General features: G+C 67.4%; 15 protein-coding genes. 9 read left to right on the top strand and 6 right to left on the bottom strand.

Going from position 1 to position 16,150, the window contains the following annotated elements; genetic code table 11:
* Positions 1 to 37: 37 nt before the first annotated feature.
* The 5 genes from AC099J_RS27520 to AC099J_RS27500 form a co-directional block, all read right to left on the bottom strand.
* Positions 38 to 1,123: an alpha/beta fold hydrolase gene (locus tag AC099J_RS27520; protein ID WP_479618491.1), complete on the bottom strand. Its 1,086-nt coding sequence runs from the start codon at positions 1,121 to 1,123 to the stop codon at positions 38 to 40.
* 227 nt (positions 1,124 to 1,350) lie between these two features.
* Positions 1,351 to 2,241 carry an urease accessory protein UreD gene (locus tag AC099J_RS27515; protein ID WP_479618490.1) on the bottom strand — a complete coding sequence of 297 codons (891 nt, stop codon included), beginning with the start codon at positions 2,239 to 2,241 and terminating at the stop codon, positions 1,351 to 1,353.
* A complete protein-coding gene (locus AC099J_RS27510; RefSeq protein WP_479618489.1) occupies positions 2,238 to 3,833 on the bottom strand; it encodes an OpgD/OpgG family glucan biosynthesis protein in 1,596 nt (531 codons plus the stop codon). Before AC099J_RS27510 ends, AC099J_RS27515 begins: the two co-directional genes overlap by 4 nt.
* Before the next feature lie 320 nt (positions 3,834 to 4,153).
* Positions 4,154 to 5,044, bottom strand: a complete 891-nt coding sequence (locus AC099J_RS27505) for an undecaprenyl-phosphate glucose phosphotransferase (RefSeq protein ID WP_479618488.1) — start codon at positions 5,042 to 5,044, stop codon at positions 4,154 to 4,156.
* On the bottom strand, positions 5,028 to 5,549 hold the full coding sequence (locus tag AC099J_RS27500) for a hypothetical protein (protein ID WP_479618487.1): 522 nt from the start codon (positions 5,547 to 5,549) through the stop codon (positions 5,028 to 5,030). Before AC099J_RS27500 ends, AC099J_RS27505 begins: the two co-directional genes overlap by 17 nt.
* Positions 5,550 to 5,710: 161 nt before the next feature.
* On the opposite strand from AC099J_RS27500, the gene AC099J_RS27495 reads away from it, so the two are divergent.
* The 9 genes from AC099J_RS27495 to AC099J_RS27455 all read left to right on the top strand — a co-directional run bounded on the left by AC099J_RS27495 (position 5,711) and on the right by AC099J_RS27455 (position 15,007).
* Positions 5,711 to 6,091 carry a hypothetical protein gene (locus AC099J_RS27495; RefSeq protein WP_479618486.1) on the top strand — a complete coding sequence of 127 codons (381 nt, stop codon included), beginning with the start codon at positions 5,711 to 5,713 and terminating at the stop codon, positions 6,089 to 6,091.
* A gap of 76 nt (positions 6,092 to 6,167) precedes the next feature.
* Positions 6,168 to 7,688 (top strand): GumC family protein, encoded by a 1,521-nt coding sequence (locus tag AC099J_RS27490; protein ID WP_479618485.1) that lies wholly within the window; start codon positions 6,168 to 6,170, stop codon positions 7,686 to 7,688.
* 28 nt (positions 7,689 to 7,716) lie between these two features.
* Positions 7,717 to 8,814, top strand: a complete 1,098-nt coding sequence (locus AC099J_RS27485; RefSeq protein ID WP_479618484.1) for a glycosyltransferase family 4 protein — start codon at positions 7,717 to 7,719, stop codon at positions 8,812 to 8,814.
* Between the two features lie 3 nt (positions 8,815 to 8,817).
* On the top strand, positions 8,818 to 10,062 hold the full coding sequence (locus AC099J_RS27480; protein WP_479618483.1) for a polysaccharide biosynthesis protein: 1,245 nt from the start codon (positions 8,818 to 8,820) through the stop codon (positions 10,060 to 10,062).
* Positions 10,059 to 11,447, top strand: a complete 1,389-nt coding sequence (locus AC099J_RS27475) for an O-antigen ligase family protein (protein ID WP_479618482.1) — start codon at positions 10,059 to 10,061, stop codon at positions 11,445 to 11,447. Before AC099J_RS27480 ends, AC099J_RS27475 begins: the two co-directional genes overlap by 4 nt.
* Before the next feature lie 21 nt (positions 11,448 to 11,468).
* Positions 11,469 to 12,539, top strand: coding sequence for a glycosyltransferase family 2 protein (locus tag AC099J_RS27470; RefSeq protein ID WP_479618481.1), 1,071 nt, complete (start codon positions 11,469 to 11,471; stop codon positions 12,537 to 12,539).
* The gene (locus tag AC099J_RS27465) at positions 12,523 to 13,119 is read left to right on the top strand and encodes a polysaccharide biosynthesis/export family protein (protein ID WP_479618480.1); all 597 of its coding nucleotides are present in this window, start codon (positions 12,523 to 12,525) and stop codon (positions 13,117 to 13,119) included. The genes AC099J_RS27470 and AC099J_RS27465 overlap by 17 nt, the downstream gene beginning before the upstream one ends.
* Positions 13,120 to 13,127: 8 nt before the next feature.
* Positions 13,128 to 13,898, top strand: coding sequence for a P-loop NTPase family protein (locus AC099J_RS27460; protein ID WP_479618479.1), 771 nt, complete (start codon positions 13,128 to 13,130; stop codon positions 13,896 to 13,898).
* A 5-nt stretch (positions 13,899 to 13,903) separates the two neighbouring features.
* Positions 13,904 to 15,007: an acyltransferase family protein gene (locus AC099J_RS27455; RefSeq protein ID WP_479618478.1), complete on the top strand. Its 1,104-nt coding sequence runs from the start codon at positions 13,904 to 13,906 to the stop codon at positions 15,005 to 15,007.
* A 10-nt stretch (positions 15,008 to 15,017) separates the two neighbouring features.
* On the opposite strand, the gene AC099J_RS27450 is transcribed toward AC099J_RS27455, so the two are convergent.
* Complete coding sequence (locus AC099J_RS27450; RefSeq protein WP_479618477.1) at positions 15,018 to 16,061, bottom strand: hypothetical protein; 1,044 nt, start codon at positions 16,059 to 16,061, stop codon at positions 15,018 to 15,020.
* Positions 16,062 to 16,150: the final 89 nt, after the last annotated feature.

Genomic DNA, 16,150 nt, shown 5'->3' with positions numbered 1-16,150 from the left:
AGACTGCTGGCGAGATGCCCTCCCTGGACGTGCAACTTCACGGCCCGCGCAATGGGCCGAAGAAATCCAGCGTCCGCGCCACCACATCGTTGCGCACCTCGTCGCGCTCGATGAACAGCTCGTGCTGCGCGTCGTGGGGCACCGGCCAGCCGTGGGGCTTGCAGGCGTTGCCGGCTTGGGCCATGGCGGCGCAGAAGGCGTCTTGCGCGGCGGGCGCAACCGCTTTGTCTTGGATCGACTGGAACACCATCACCGGCACTTTGATCTGGCCCACGTCGGCCAGCATGGCATCGGCTGCTACGCACGCCTGCGCCACCCAGTGGCGTGAGGCGCTGCCCAGCCGCTGGTTCTCTTGCAGACCTTGTACCGCCGACTGCCACGCCGCAAAGCGCTCGGCTGACGTTGTGTAGATGTTGCCGCTGAACGTCGGCGCTTTGTAGGGCCCGCCGACAAACAGTGGCGCATAGCAGGTGGGGCAGACAAACCCGAGCGTCCGCATCCACGGGCAGCCCATCTGGCCCAGCGGCGCGAGGTTCGGCGCGTGCATCGGCGAGCTGAGCGCCGCAGCGCGGAAGACGCCAGGGTGCTGCTGCAGGTAGCGCGTCGCAATGCCGCCGCCCATCGAATGCGCCACCACGAACTTCACCGCGTGCCCGGCGACTTCCTGCTGAACGAAGCTGTGCAGGTCCTGCACATAGTCGTCGAAGCGCTCCACGTGGCCGAGTTGCGGCTTGTCGGGCAGCAACCGGTCCGAACGGCCCTGACCGCGGTGGTCGTGGATGTAGACCGAGTAGCCGTGACGCCAGAAGTCGAACACCAGCTCGCGGTACTTGTCGGTGAACTCCGTCCGCCCGGCCGAGATCACGATCGCCGGCCCCGGCTGCGGCTGGCGAAAGCGCATGAAGCGGATGGTCAGTCCATCCACCCCCTGGAACGCACCCGCCACGCCCAGGTCGCGCCAGAACGCGTCGATGCGTGGCTGCTCGGCCGCCAGCTGCGCCGCTGCCAGCAGGCCGTGAGGCGTCTGGTCGACCGGCGTCGGCCGCTCGGCGCGCGGCGGCGGCAACGGACAGCCCAGCAACAAGGTGGCTGCCGCCACCACGGTCATCCAGCCCAGCCGCATGAGGGTCTCCTACCGTGAAGGGTGTGAAGAAATGTACGCGCGGGGCGAGTGGCGCGCGTCCACTGTCTGGGGGATGTTGCGCACGCGCGCGCATGCGGGTCGCGGCGCCTCCCACTCCTTGAGACTCCAGTGCGGTTCAGATCGTTTGCAGGTACGGCGTCCGTTGGACGCAGGGTGTCGTGGTGGCCAGCCCCTCGCGCACGAGGAGGGAGTGGCCCAACAAGTCACTACATCGCCCAAATCCGCGGCGCTGTCGCCGCCATCTCCCAACACGCCGCGCGCCACGCTGCGCGCACCTGCTGCATCAGCGCCATCGCCGGCTCGACCACGGGCGCCAGCGCGCGCACCACCACCACCTGCGCGTGCGGGCTCGTCGCGCCGGCGGTCAGCTTCAGCGGGTGCGCGTCGATCACGGCGCGCGCCGCGTCCAGCACCTTCTCGCGCCGGGCGCGCGGCAGCTTTTCGCCACACGCGAACAGCAGCGTCGCCATGCAACGCTGGCCGGCCAGGCCGAGCGGGCTGTCCATCAAACGCTGGTCCTGCGCATCGATGCGCGCGCGTTCCAGCCACAGGCCGGGCAGTTCCAGATGCTGCTGCAGGCTGCCGCGCAAGAACGGCTTGTGCGCATGCGGCAAGCCCAGCGCAGTCACGTCCCACGCCATCATCTCGGCGCCTGGTGCCAGCGTGCAGACCAGGCTGTTCTCAGCCCGGCATTGGTCATAGCAGATCGCCTCGGCGGGCAGCCATTCCAGTCGCGCACCGGCGGCCAGCTGGACCTTGCTGCGCTGCACGGCGGGCTCGCCCTCAGACCGGTAGAAGCGCGCCGCGCCCGGCGTCGTCACCAGCCCGTGCGCACCGGCGTCCACATCCACTGTGATGTCCAGCACATCGCCGCCCACCAGCCCGCCGGGCGGGTGCACCAGCACGTTGTGGCAGACCGCGTCGCCCTCGGGGTACAGGCTTTGCAGAATGCGCAGCGGCCCCTCGTGCCGGTGGCGCGCCACGGTGCGGGCGGCCTCGTGGTGGTAGCGCAGCGCGAGCGAGGCGTGCCAGCTCGCTGGGGTACCTTCGGCTTCGCCTGCGGAGCGAGCCTCTTCGGGCGGCCGGGCGAGGCTCATGCCAGCAACAACTGGTAGAGCCACGTCTCCGACAGCGTCTGCTCGCCGGTCTTCAAGTACATCCGCAGCTCCACCGGCTCATTGCCCTCGGCCGCGATGTCGAACTGCGCCCGCCAGTGCCCCGCCACGCCGTTGGGCACGGCCTCGGTGAAGACATACGAGAACTGCCCGCGCGAGGCCGTCAGCACCGCCTCTGGCTTCACGCCGAACGGCAGGCTGGCCAGCGGCCCACCCAGAAACTCCACCATGAACTTGCGCACCCCCGCCGGCCGTGGCTGGCCCGGCACGCCGCCGCGGCCGATGCGCGTGGCCACACAGCGCGCCAGCGGGCTGGGGAAGGGCTCGCCATCGACCCAGTGCAACCGGTAGCGCAGGTTGTAGCTGCTGCCCGCAGTTGCCGGCGCCTTGGGCACCCAGAACGCGCCGATGTTGTCGTGGATCTCGTCGTCCGTCGGGATCTCCACCAACTCCACCGCGCCCTCGCCGAAATCGACCAGCGGTTCCACCCACAGACTGGGCCGCTTGTCGTAGTGCACGCCGTCCAGGTAGTGGTCGAAGTTGCGGTCACGCTGCATCAGGCCGAAGCCCTTGGGCGATTTGTCTGCGAACGACGAAATGCCCGTGCGCCCCGGGTTGTTCAGCGGCCGCCAGATGCGCTCGCCGCTGCCCGTCCACAGCGCCAGCCCGTCCGAATCGTGCACCTCGGGCCGCCAGTCGATACCGCCCGGCTTCAGCTTGTCTGAATACCAGTACATCGACGTCAGCGGCGCAATGCCGAGCCGCGCCACATCCTTGCGCAGGAACAGCCGGCAGTCGATGTCCATCACCACCGACTTGCTGCGCCGCATCGCAAAGCGGTAGGCGCCAGCCACGCTCGGCCCCTCCAGCAGCGCGTAGATGACGACCGTGTCGGCCCCCTCGGCCGGCGGCTCGAACCACACCTGCGTGAACGAGGGGAACTCTTCAGCCCGGCCCGCCGCTGCCACGTCGATGGCAATGCCCCGCGCCGACAGACCGTACTGGTACAGCTCGCCGATGGCGCGAAAGTACGAAGCGCCCAGGAACGCCACCCAGTCGTTGCCCTGCCACGGCAGCTTGCTCTGGTCACCCAGCCGGCTCTCCTGAAAGCGAAAGCCCGCAAACCCCGCACCGGGCGGCAGCGCGCGCGCCGGGCTGTCGACCGGCATCTCGAAGTACGCCGTGTCATACAGCAGCTCGCGCGATTTGCCGCCGCCGCCCGCCGCATCCAGCACGTGCATGTGCACCGGCACCTGGAAGTAGCGCCCCAGATGAAAAAACGTCACCGGGAAAGGCCCTGGCCCATCCTTGAACAAGGCGAACTCGGACTTGTATTTGAGCTTGCCGTGCGCGTCGTAGTCGATGCGCTCCAGTACGTCGGCCGGCAACGGCGGCGGTGGCGTGTAGGGCCTGGAACCCAGCGCCCGGGCCTGCGCCACGAGGTCGTCGAAGGAAAATGGCTTGGCGGGCCCGAGCTTCAGGCCCGACTGCGCCAGCGCCTGTTCAGACAGGCCCAGCGCGGCCAGGGCGGCAGCGGTGCCGCCTGCGGTCAATAGTGTTCTGCGTTGCAACATGGCGATCAATGTAGCGGACGGGCATCGCCGCGGTCGTGGGACGTCGCCGCAACACCCTGAATCGATACGCCACGGGTACCGTCCTTGGATGGTCTTGCTCGCCCTGCGCGAAGCGGGCTTACTCGAACACCTCGTGCGGGCTCCGCACCGAGAGGGTCGAAGCAGGAAGCTCGAAGCACCAGTGGGCCTGCTCCTGTTCGAACAGCTCGACATCCATGAGGTGAATTCCGGTCACGTGTGGGAGGTCGGCCCAGCCATTGCCGGCCGTGAGCTGGTTGGCCAGCGTGCGGGCAACGCCAGTGGGGTGCGCTTGCTGGCCGTCAATAGGCCCTTTTGTCGTTGAACACCATCAACGCGGTCTTCACCATGATCCACAGGTCGAACCCCAGCGACCAGCTGCGCAGATATTCCAGGTCGTACTCGATGCGCTTGCTCATCTTCTCCACCGTCTCCGTCTCGCCCCGGTAGCCGCTCACCTGCGCCCAGCCGGTAATGCCCGGGCGCACCTTGTGCCGCACCATGTAGCCCTTGACCAACTTGCGGTACAGCTCGTTGTGCGCCACCGCATGTGGGCGCGGGCCCACGATGCTCATGCGGCCTTGCAGCACGTTCACGAACTGCGGCAGCTCGTCCAGCGATGTCTTGCGCATGAAGGCGCCGAGCCGCGTGATGCGCGCATCGTTGCGCGTGGCCTGCTTCACTTCGGCCCCGTTGTCCGTCGTCGTCATCGAGCGGAACTTGTAGACCAGGATCTCCTGCCCATCCAGCCCATAGCGCCGCTGCTTGAAGATCACCGGCCCCGGTGAGCTGAGCTTGACAGCCACTGCCAGCCCCAGCAGCAGCGGCGCGCCCAGCACCAGCACCACGGTGCTGATGACGATGTCGGACGCCCGCTTCACTGCCCCATGGATTCCATGGAAAGGCGTATCGCAGATGGCCATCACCGGCATTGGGCCCACCGTGATCATCTGGCCCTGGATCAAGTCCGTCATAAAAATGTCCGGCACGAAGTAGACGGAGGCCGTGGTGTCTTTGAGCTCTTCCAGCAGGTGCAGGATGCGCGGCTGCGATGCCATCGGCAGCGCCAGATAGATTTCGTGCACCCGGTGCCCCTTCGCATAGGCCGGCATGTCGTTCAACGGCCCCAGCATGGGCGTGTCACCCAGTTCGTCCAGCCGCTCCGAATGCCGGTCGTCAAAGAAGCCGGCCACCCCGCGTGTGCAGGTGCGCGTTGCCGTCGATCTGGCGCATCAACTGCAGCCCCACCTCGTTGGCGCCTACCACCAGCGCCAACCGCTCCTCCGTCAGCCAGCGGAGCAGCAGCGGAATGCAGCGGCGCAGCAGCGCGTGGCAGATCAGTTGCGTGAACGGTGTGAGCACCACCCAGGCGATCAATACAGGCCTGTGAAAGCCGGCCAGGTAACCGGTCAACATTTCGACCGTGGCCAGGATCAGCACGAACACGAACCAGTTCGTGATGACCTTGCGCAGTACGCGCCCATGCTCTTCATGAAAGCCGACGTTGCTCGGAAACAGAAGCGAGAACGCGAGCAGTCCCATTAGCAAGTAGCGCGGCGTGAGCACACCGCCATACAGCGCCAAGCACAGCTGCAGCGTGAGCAGAGCCACCACCGGATCGAGAAAGGCTTCTGCCGCGCTGGTCAACGTGAACCGGCGCCGCAAGAAGCTCTTATCGGTGTCAAGGCCGTTGATCATTTTTCAGCATCCCCATGGATCGGGCACCCCCCTGGAGCATTCGCGACACCTTTGCGCAGATGGGGTGCCGAGATGACGATGGTCACATGGTGCATGCATAAAAGTTTTACACAAGATTCTTTGCATATGCGTACACAAGTAAATATCTTCGATACCGGTGTGTGCCGAAAAAAATGCCGATCGCGGTCTTCAGGGAGTACGAGATGGATCGAACCGAGCGATGGGGTGTTGTCCTTTGCCATGTGGCGTGTGCGACGGTGGCTTGGTCTGCCGTGGCCAATGCAATGCCGCTGGCCAAGCACGGCCCCGCACAAGCAGCCGTTCACGCGACCGCCAGGTCGGGCAGCGACGCGATCGTTGGCATTCCCGCGCTCGTCTTGCCCAAGGACCCGCCACCCAAGATCGAGGCAGCGCGCAACGCCCAAGCGCAGGTCACTGCACAGGCCAGGGTGGATGAAGAACCGGGGGCCAGCTTGGGGCTGATCCTCGCCAGCTGGGGCCTGGTCGCGTGCATCGCGCTAAGGCGACTCCTCGATCGATGAAGGCCGGGAGCACCGTGGACAACATCGAGTGGCCATGCCCGCCTGTTCGTGGGGCTGCGCAGCAAGCCCATGCTGAATGCGCTCGTTCCTGATTTCCATCTGGCATGACAGGGTTCGCCTTGCCGCCATCGGCGCCTTGGTCATGGCGGTGGCGCTTGCGGTCAGCCTGTTGCGGCCACCGACCTACGTCACGTCCAGTACCCTGCTCGTGCTGGCGTCCGACGCTTATGGCAACCAGCCGGTCGCGTTGTCCACGCAGGCCACTGCGGCGCCGATGGTGATGGAGCGCGAGGCCATCCTCAACGCTGAGCTGAGCATCCTCACGAGCCCTGGCATCGTGCGAGAGGTGGTGCGCGGCCTCTCGCCCCAAGGCATCTACCCCGCAGCTGAGCACGTGGGTGCGCTGGGCGCTCTGCTTGTCCATCTTGGCTTGAAAGGTGCCAGCGACCCTGCCGAGGTCGCGACCGACCGCGTGCTGCGGTCGCTCAGGGCCATAAGCGACAAGCGGGGCGGCACGCTCACCGTCAGCTTCAGCCATTCCGATCCCGTGATCGGTGCCAGGGTGCTGGAGCAGGTATTGCAGGCGTTCCAAAGGCGCCGCGCATCGCTGTACCGCAATGCACAGTCCGAGTTGATCGCAACCAAGGTGGCCGACGCCAAGAGTCGCCTGGCGGCTGCCGAGCGCGCACTGGCCGGCTACCAGGCGGACAGCGGCATCTCCGACTACCAGGTGCAGATGGAATTGTTGCTGCGCCGACTGTCCGACCTGCAGCGGGCCGAACAGGCGGCCCGTACCGAACTGGGCGAGGCTGCCAAGCGCTTGTCCACGCTCAAGGCCCAGCTGGTGGGCATGCCGGACAGCGTGGTGCAGTACGTGGACGCCGAATCCGACAGGCGCGCACAGGCGGTGCGCGACAGCCTGTCTGACCTGCGCCGCCAGCGCGCCCAACTGCTGGAGACCTTTACCGAAAGAAGCCAGAAGGTGACGGTGGTGCAAGGTCAGATCGACGCGCTGCAGATGGAACTGGCCAACCTGCTGGTCGCATCTGCGCCATCCACGGTTCGACGCGGCCCCAACGAGATCCGCACCAACACCGAGCTCGCCTTCCTGCGGGCGCAAGCGGAATCGGTTTCGCTGGCGCAGCGCAGACACGAACTCGGTGGTCAGGTGGCCAGCGTGCGGTCACAGGTCACCGCGCTGCAGGACAAGCATGCCGACTTCGAATCGCTGGTGCGCCAGAAGACGCTGACCGAACAGGCCTACGTGTCGTCCACCAAGTCGCTGCAGGAGCGCGCTTCGATCGAAGAGATCGAGTCGAAGCGCGTGGCCAACGTCAGGGTCCTGACGCCACCGGAGCCGGCACGCGAACCGACACGATCGCGTCTGGCCATCGCGACTGCGGGCGTCTTGCTCGGCCTCTTGTCGGCAGCCATTGCAGCGGTACTGGGCCACAGTTTTCGTCGCAGCTTCATCGATCCGCAGCGACTGGCAACGGAACTCGGTCTGCCGGTGCTGGCCTGCATCGATGAACAGCGCCCGGGCCATGGCCCCGGCTTCGCCTTCCCTGCGCTGCACCGCTTCGAAGGCACGCCATGACGCTTGCTGAAAGCGGAAGGAACACGCCATGCGCATTGCAATGATCGGCACGCGAGGCCTGGGTACCTACTACGGCGGCATCGAACGGTGCCTCGATGAGCTGTGCCCCCGTCTCGCGGCGATGGGCCACGAGGTGGACGTCTACGCGCAGCAGGGCAGCCCGGTCAGCGCCGTGGCGGGCGTGCGCAACCTGCCAACGCGCTCATTCGGCGGCAAGCACCTGTCGAACCTGTCGCGCAGCATGCTGGCCACCGCGCGTGCCAGCGGCCGCTACGACGTGCTGCACTTCCACGCCACGGGGCCTGGCATCCTGTCGGCCTTCACGCGCCTGACCGGACAGCCGTCGGTGGTGACGGTGCATGCGCTCGACCAGCAGCGCGAAAAATGGGGCGTGCTGGCCAAGACTGCGCTCAGCCTGGCCGAGAAGTCGCTGGTGCGCAACGCGACCCAGCTGACGGTGGTGTCCGAGAACCTGCGCCGCTACTTCCGCGGCCGCTACGACCTGCCCGTCGACCTGGTGCCCAACGGCTATCCGGCGGTGGTGCCCGTGCCGCCGGGTGCGCTGCTGGCCCGCCACGGGCTGGCCCCCAGGAGCTACCTGCTGTTCGCCAGCCGCCTGACGCCGGAGAAGGGCTGCCACGATCTGATCCACGCATTCAACAACACCCCCACCGCCCTGAAGCTGGTGATTGCGGGCGGCAACGGTGCGCAGGACTACATCGCGCAGATCCGCGCCATCGCCGACCCTGCGCGCACCGTGTTCGTGGGCCACCTGCAGGGCGGCGAGCTGAGCGAGATCTTCAGCAACGCGCACACCTTCGTGCTGCCCTCCTACATCGAGGGCATGTCGCTGGCACTGCTGGAGGCCATCGCGTACCGCCTGCCGTTGATCGTCAGCGACATTCCAGAGAACAAGCTGGTCGTGGGGGCGGCGCCGGTGTGCTTTACCGCCGGCGACGTGGCCGGCCTGTCGGCCGCCATCGCGGCGCGCTCGGCCGACGGCGGCGTGCGTGCCACTGTCGATGCATCGCGCATTCCACGCTGGGAACAGGTGGCCACTCGGTACGTGCGCGTGTACGAACAGGCGGCAGCCCGTCGCCCGATGCGCCAGCAGGTGCGGAGCTGAGCCTTGGTATCGGCTGCCTGTTTTCTGCAAGGGCTGCGCGCGCGCTGGGCTTCGGGCAGGGCCGACGCGCGGCTGGCCGAAGCCGGTGGGGCACGGATGGTCACCATCGCCAGGCTGCTGCAGAACGGCCTGGGCTTCCTGCTGTCGATCATCGTGCTGCACCGCTTCGGCATGGCCGGCGTGGGCACGCTCACCATCGCCTCGGTGGGCGTGGTGGTGCAGGCCACGATGCTGACCTTCGGCATGCCCTACGTGCTGGCCAAGTCTCAGCTGGCGGCTGGCGAGCGCAATGCCCTGGGGCTGTGCGCAGCCGTGCTGGCGTTGCTGCTGGCGCTGCCCGTGAGCGCATTGCTGGGGTTGGTGTTCGGCCAAGACCATGACGAAGCGGCGGCCATCATGTTGCTGGCGCTCGGCGGCAGCTACTTTGCGCACACCTCGATCGCGGACGCCCTGCTGGTGCTGCAGGACAAGACGCGCCGGGTCGTCTTCGGGCCCTTGGGCAGCCTGTGCGGCATGCTGTGGGGCGCCTTCTTCGCAGACAGCCTGGTGGCCTTTGCCGGGGCGCTGGCCGTCGGCCGGATGGTGGGCATCGCGCTGGTGTTCTCGGGGGTCTCCTACCGCTGGTGCGGGCTGGCGGCCATCGGCCAGCATCTGCGGCGCGGCATGCGCTTTCTGGTGCCGGACACGTTGGGCCTGGTGGCCGAGCAGATGGCGGTGATGGTGGTCACGCCGTTCGCCACGCGAGAAGAACTCGGCCGATTCGGCTTGTGCCGCCAGTTCCTGACGGTGGCCGACACGCCCCTGTGGTCGCGCCTCGTGGTCTGGTACCCGCGCCTGTGCGCGGACCCTTCTCTTCTGCACGCACTGCGCTGGCAGATGTTGATGCGTGGCCTGCTCACTGCGGCCGTGTTGATGGTCGTGGCGCCGCTGCTCGCCTGGCTGGCCTATCGCGCCCCCGAGGTGGCGTGGCTGGCCCCCCTTTTCCTGTGCTGCGTGCCGTTTCGCTACATCTCGGGCCCGATCGAGATCGCATTGCGGGCGCGTGAGGCGCTGGTGTCAGTGAACCGCCTGGTCCTGCTCAAGTGCGCGCTGGTGCTGCTGGTGCCGATCGGTCTGCATCTGGGGCGGGTGTGGGGCATCGCCCTGGCGCTGGTGCTACAGACGGCTTTGATCGCCTGGGCCGCGCACCGCGAGCTCAAGAAGGTGGCCTTGGCCCCGGTCCAGCCGACGGAGCCACTCCCGCGATGAGCGTCTTCTCCGGCGTCCCCCCGTTCACCGCGCCGCAGGTGCTGGCCCATCCCGCGATGGACCCCGGCCCTGCGCCGCACACGGTCGATCCGCTGGCGCGGGCGTTGGCCAGGGTGATCCGCTGGTCGCCACTGCTGTGGCTGGGCGGACTGCTGTACCCCGGCCTTGCCGTGTTGATCGCCGCCATGGCCTGCCGGCGATGGCCGCGCCCCGCGCTGCTGTCACTGACCTGCTGCCTGTGGATCGGTGTCGGCGTGGCGCAGGCCTTGGCCTCGGTGCTGAATGGGATCGTCGTGGGCGATCTGGCGCTCGGCCTGCGCAATGCGCTGTCCTTCACCGTGCTGGGCTGGGTGGCCGCTGGCCTGGCGATGGCTGCAGGCACCGCGATGGGGCAGCACGGCAAGCAGCTGGCCGCCCTCATGAATTGGCTGGCGATCTACACGCTGGTGCTGGGCGTGCCTGCGTTGCTGCTGAGCTGGAGCGGCGTGGAGGAATTGACCTGGACGACGCCCGTGATGATGCTGGCCGGTGGCGGCGAAGCCGTGCGCTTCTATACCTCGGCGCTGTTCTTCGTGCGGGAGTCCACGCTGGGCGAGGTCACCACCCGCCTGTGCCTCATGTACCCGTGGTCGCCTGCGCTGGGCATCGGCAGCGTGGGTCTCGGGCTCATTTGCTCGCGCGTGGGCCACGGCGGATGGCGCTGGTTCGGCTGGGCTGGCAGTGCACTGGGTGTCGTGTTCAGCTGGGGCCGGCTGGCGATGGGCTGCGCCGTCGCCGTGGCCGCGCTCATGCTGCTGCTGCGGCTGCCGGCGTGGCTGCGTGCCACCGCAGTGCTGGGCGGTGTGTGCCTCATGCTGCTGGCCTATCTGAACGGCTTCGACGCCCTGAGCACGGTGGTTGACGCGCAGACCGCCGTGGGCGAAGCGCGGTCCGGCTCGTCCATGGCGCGCACGCTGATCTACGAGGCCAGCTGGGCTGGCTTCCTGGAATCGCCCTGGATCGGCCATGGCTGGGTCGGCGCATCCGTGCATCCGATCGAGCACCTGCCCATCGGCAGCCATTCGACCGTGTTCGGTCTGTTGTACACGGGCGGCGCGCCGGTGTTCGGCGCCTTCGTCGCGGCGATGGCGATCACGCTGGTGGCCATCGGCATCGCGGCTGCGGGTACGCGCGAGCCGGAGCACCGCAAGGACCTGGCCGTCGCCTTCTGCCTGTGGACGGTGCTGTGCCTGGCATCGTTCTACGAGTCGCTCTACAGCCTCACGTTGCCCTGCTTTTTTTTCTTTGTCTGGATCGGCGCCACGCTGGGTCCCGGGCATGCCGCTGCGCGCGCGGGCGGTGCACAACCGACTTCGGTGCGAGCTCGCCTCACATCGCTGCCTTGAACCATTCGTGGAGCAGAACCCATGCATACCGATCTGAGCTCTGAGAGACCACCGCCCATCGCCCAGGTGCATCCGACCTTGGCGTCCCACGACGCCGCACCCACGCCCGTGGCTGGGATGGTGAGCATCGTGATCCCTTGCTACAACGTGCAGGCCTATGTGGAAGCGGCCATCGTGTCGGCGCTGGAGCAGAGCTACGGCCTGCTGGAGGTCATCGCGGTGGACGACGGCTCCACCGACCGTACCGCCGCCATCATCCAGCGCCTGATCGCAACGCGGCGCGACCCGCGGCTGCGCTGCGTCACGCAGCGCAACGGTGGACTCTCGGCCGCACGCAATGCCGGTATTGCCCACGCGCGCGGCCAGTACATCGGCTTTCTCGATGGCGATGACATCTGGCGCGCCGACAAGCTGGCGCACCACGTGAGGCTGCTCGAGAGCACGCCGCAAGTCGGTTTGACCTTCAGCCACTCGCGCTACATGAGCGATGCCGGCGAGGTCACGCACGGCATGCTGGTGGCGCGCAAGCTCAAGCCTTCGCTGCACGACATGCTGCGGCGCAACCATTTCGGCAACGGCTCCACGGTCATCGCCCGCCGAGCGTGTTTCGAGATGGCCGGGGTGTTCCGCGAGGAACTCAAGAGCTGCGAGGACTACGAGATGTGGTGCCGCATCCTCTGGGCGACCGAGTACCGGGCCGAGGGGTTGCCGCTGCCACTCACGCAGTACCGCCTGCGTGAGACGAGCCTCACCGCGAACTGGTCCAAGTTCACCCTGAACGCGGACGCGGCCATGGCGTTCCTGCGCAAGGAGATGCCCTGCGTGCCCGACCGCAGGTTCCGCGAGGGGCATGCGGAGCACTACCGCATCGCCGCATGGCGAGCTGCCACATCGGGGCAGAACGCGGTCGCCTTCCAGCTGCTCACCAGGGCTTTGACGCTGTGGCCGAGGCTCATCATGGACCCGCGGGTGTTTGCCGTCGCTGGCGCGCTGGCGATCCCGAGCCGCCTGCGGTTTGCAGCGTCCATCGCCGTCATGAAGTTGTTGCGGCCCCTGCTGTATCGCCGGCACGCCGATGAACGGGCTCCCTGAGATGGCCAGCCCGATGCGCCATGGTTTGACCGGGCCCGTCGCGCGCCTTGCCGCGTGGGTCTGCGCGCTGCTCTGCGCGTTGGTGCAGCTGGTGGGCTGCGTCCCGTTGCCTCAGATGCCGCAGGACGCGCCCGGCGCCTACACGCTCGATGCAGGCGACCAGATTCAGGTCGACGTCTATGGACAGACCGATCTGTCTGGACGCTACACGCTGGACGACACGGGCCGCGTCTCACTGCTGAAGGCCGGTGCGGTGGAGCTGCGCTCGCTCAGCATGCGCCAGGCCGAACGGCGCATTGCCGAGCTTCTGAAGGGTGAACTGCGCAACCCCGAGGTGGCGGTGAATGTGGTCGAGTACCGGCCGGTGTACGTCATGGGGCAGGTGATGCAGGGCGGCAAGTACCCCTATGCCCCTGGCATGACGGTGCTCAGAGCGATCGCCCTGGCCGGCGGCTACAACGACAAGGCCAGCCGCTACAGGATCTACGTCACCCGGGCCGGCATGCCGCGTGCCAGGGCCACCGAAACCTTGCTGCTGCGGGCCGGCGACACCGTCGAGGTCGGCGAGAGCATCTTCTAGGCAAGCCCATGCGCGTCGAACAGCCTTTCAACGACCGGCGCGTGCCCGTGTTCTCCACCGGAGCGGGTGCCGAGCCGGGGGTGCTCGGTTCGTCGCCCGAGCCCGCACCACCCACCGCGCCAACGCTCGCCGCATCCCTGCAAGCGCGGCTGCAGGACAGCATGCAAAAGCGCAACCAGACGTCGCCACGGCTGGACGCCAACGTGGTCGCGCTGTTCTATGCGGTCGATGGCCTGCGCGCCAGCGACGCCCCCTATGCGCTGCAGTTCATTGCGGCGGCTGCCGGCGCCGGAACCACCACCGTGGCGCGCGAGTTCAGCATGGCCGCCGCGATGGAATATCGAAAACCGGTGCTGTTGCTGGACTGCGCCCGTGGTGGCGGCCCGTCGATCATCGGCACGCTGGCCGCAGGCGGGCAGGCATGGGAAGCCGCAAAGGCGGTGCCGGACCTGCCGTTCCTGCACAGCGCGCGCCTGGCCGATGGCCAGAACCCGCTGCTGGCGCTCGACAGCCAGGACATGAAGGACCTGCTCGATTTGCTGAAGCAGCGTTTCGCCGCCGTGGTGCTGGATTGCGCGGCCGCCGCTGTGGAGGTCGACTCGCTCGCATTGAGCCGCTACTGCGACGGCACGGTGATCGTGGTGCGTGCCGAGCACGGTCGCCGTGAGGCGGTGCGCTGGGCGCGCGATGAAGTGCAGCGCTTCGGTGGCAAGGTGCTGGGGACGGTGTTCAACCGGCGGCGCAAGTACCTGCCCGCGTGGCTCTACCGTTGGGTGTGATCCACATGGCCTTGCAAGACCACCGCATCGCCTTTCTCGACGGCCACCGCGGTGTGGCGATTGCCCTGGTGATCGGCTATCACCTGTTCGCGCGCTGGCCGGAGAGCGTGCCCTATGGCGATCGCTTCGCGCAGGTGCCGCTGTTCCAGTTCGGCTGGCTCGGGGTGCGCCTGTTCTTCCTCGCCTCCGGGTTCGTGATCCTGATGACCCTGGAGAAGTGCGCTGGCCGGGGCGAGTTCCTGCACCGGCGCTGGTTGCGGCTGTTCCCGGGCATGCTGGTCTGCTCGCTGCTCCTGCTCGGCACCGCGGACTGGCTCACGCAGCGCCCAGGCGGGCAGCCCACGCTCGCCAGCCTGCTGCCCGGCATCACCTTTCTCAGCCCCGCTGTGTGGCAGTGGGCCACTGGCCTTGTGCAGACGCCGCTGGAGGAATCGTTCTGGTCGCTCTATGTCGAGGCGAAGTTTTACGTGTTCGCCGCGTTCGTGTACTTCTGGCGTGGTCGTCTGGCGCTGGTGGTGTGCACCACGGCGGCCTATGGACTGGCAGTGGCGCTGCGCGTGCTGCAGATGGCGCTGCCTTCACCGCAGACCGACCTGGCCTTCGCCGCAGCGCAGGCGATGTCGTTCCAGCACTTCGGCTGGTTTGGGGCCGGCGCCATGCTGTATGTGTTCTATGTGCAGCGCCGCCGGGGCTGGCTCGTGGCCGGGCTGGCGCTGGCGATCTTCAGCTCGCTGGGCTCGGCGTCGGCGGTGCTGCCGGGCTCCAGGGGCGTGGCGGCTGCCGCGTCCATCGTGGTCGTGCTGTTCTTTGTGGCGTCGCTGCGCAGCCCCCTTGTGCAGCGCTTCTTGAACATGCGGCTGTGGCAGTTTGCAGGTTTCATCAGCTACCCCTTGTACCTGCTGCACGAGAACGCGCTCATCTCGATGACCGCGCAGCTAGGCAAGGCTTGGCCGCAGCTGCCGCAAGCCGCGCTGCCATGGCTGCCCCTGGTGCCGCTGGCGGTGATCGTGGGACTGGCGTGGACCGTCGCCCGCTATGTCGAGCCGGCGCTGCGCCGCAGCTTGACGGCCGGCTTCCAACGGCTGCGGATGGGCGGGGCGCCGGCCTGAGCGGCCGCCTCTACCGGTCTGCGGCCGCAGCGGCGCTGGCGGCGCTGCCAGGCTGCGACACCCACACCAGGTTTTGAAAGATCTTGTACAGGTCCAGATGCAGGCCGTAGTTCCAACTGCGCATGGTCTTGTTGGGCCGGCCGCTCGGGTTGCGTTGCACGCGCAGCGAAATGCCTTCACCGCCGCGATCCACGACGAAGAAGCCGAACTCCTTCGCGGCCCGCGCGATCACCTTGCCTTCAGGGGTTTGCAGCCCCAGCGCGTCGGGCTGGGCGTGGGCGCTCAACGCCAGCCGCGAACCCATCGGCAGGGTGCCGGCATAGCGTGGGACCTCGGTCATCGCGCCTCTGTCGAAGGCATAGGCCGGATAGGCCACGACGGGCGTCAGCATGTGGCTCGGTATCGTGATGGCCATGGCGTGGCCGATGCGGCCCATCTTCAGTTCCTCCTCGTTGATCAGGCCCAGGTAGGCCGGCACCATCGAGGCGGTCTGGCCGTTCTCGTGGCCGTCGCCCATGCGATCGGCCCGGTTTCGGCTGTATGACAGCACCACCACCGGGCCGGACGAGAGTCTGATGGTGGCGAAGGTCTCCACCACATCGCCGTTCGGCTGGTAGACCACCATGTGGCCGTCAGGGCCCGGGGCCGGCAGGGCGGTCTTGGGCAACAGCATGGTGGGCGTCGCGCCGGGCACGTTCTTGATTTCGTTGAACACGGCAGGCAGCTGCCAGCTCGTGGTGGAGGTCGACGAGAACACGTTGCCGCGGAACGGGAACACCGGCGTGGACGACGCCAGGATCTCTGCCTCCACATCGGCCCGGTTGGCCGATCGCTGCCATTCGCCAGCGGCCACCTTGTACCAGGCGTTCGGGTTGAACAGGATCTGCACCGCCGGGTCGCTTCGCGCAGCCTTGTAGACGGGAATGGACCACACGTCTGGGCGGACCCAGCTGTCCAGGCCCACATGGACGTTGACGGGCACGGGGGGCGCCGTGTCCAGGGGCACTGCGGGTGAGATCCACAGACTGGCGGACAGCAGCAACATATCCAACATGGGGACTCCGTCTTCTGACATCTGACGTGGTGTTCACAGCAGTATGCATAACGATGGACAAATATTGTGTGCCGAAAGTCCGGAATGGT

This window comes from Rhodoferax sp. RT4P68, assembly GCF_056521305.1.
Note: the sequence above shows the minus strand (reverse complement) of the source record. Positions and strands in the feature narration are given on the sequence as shown.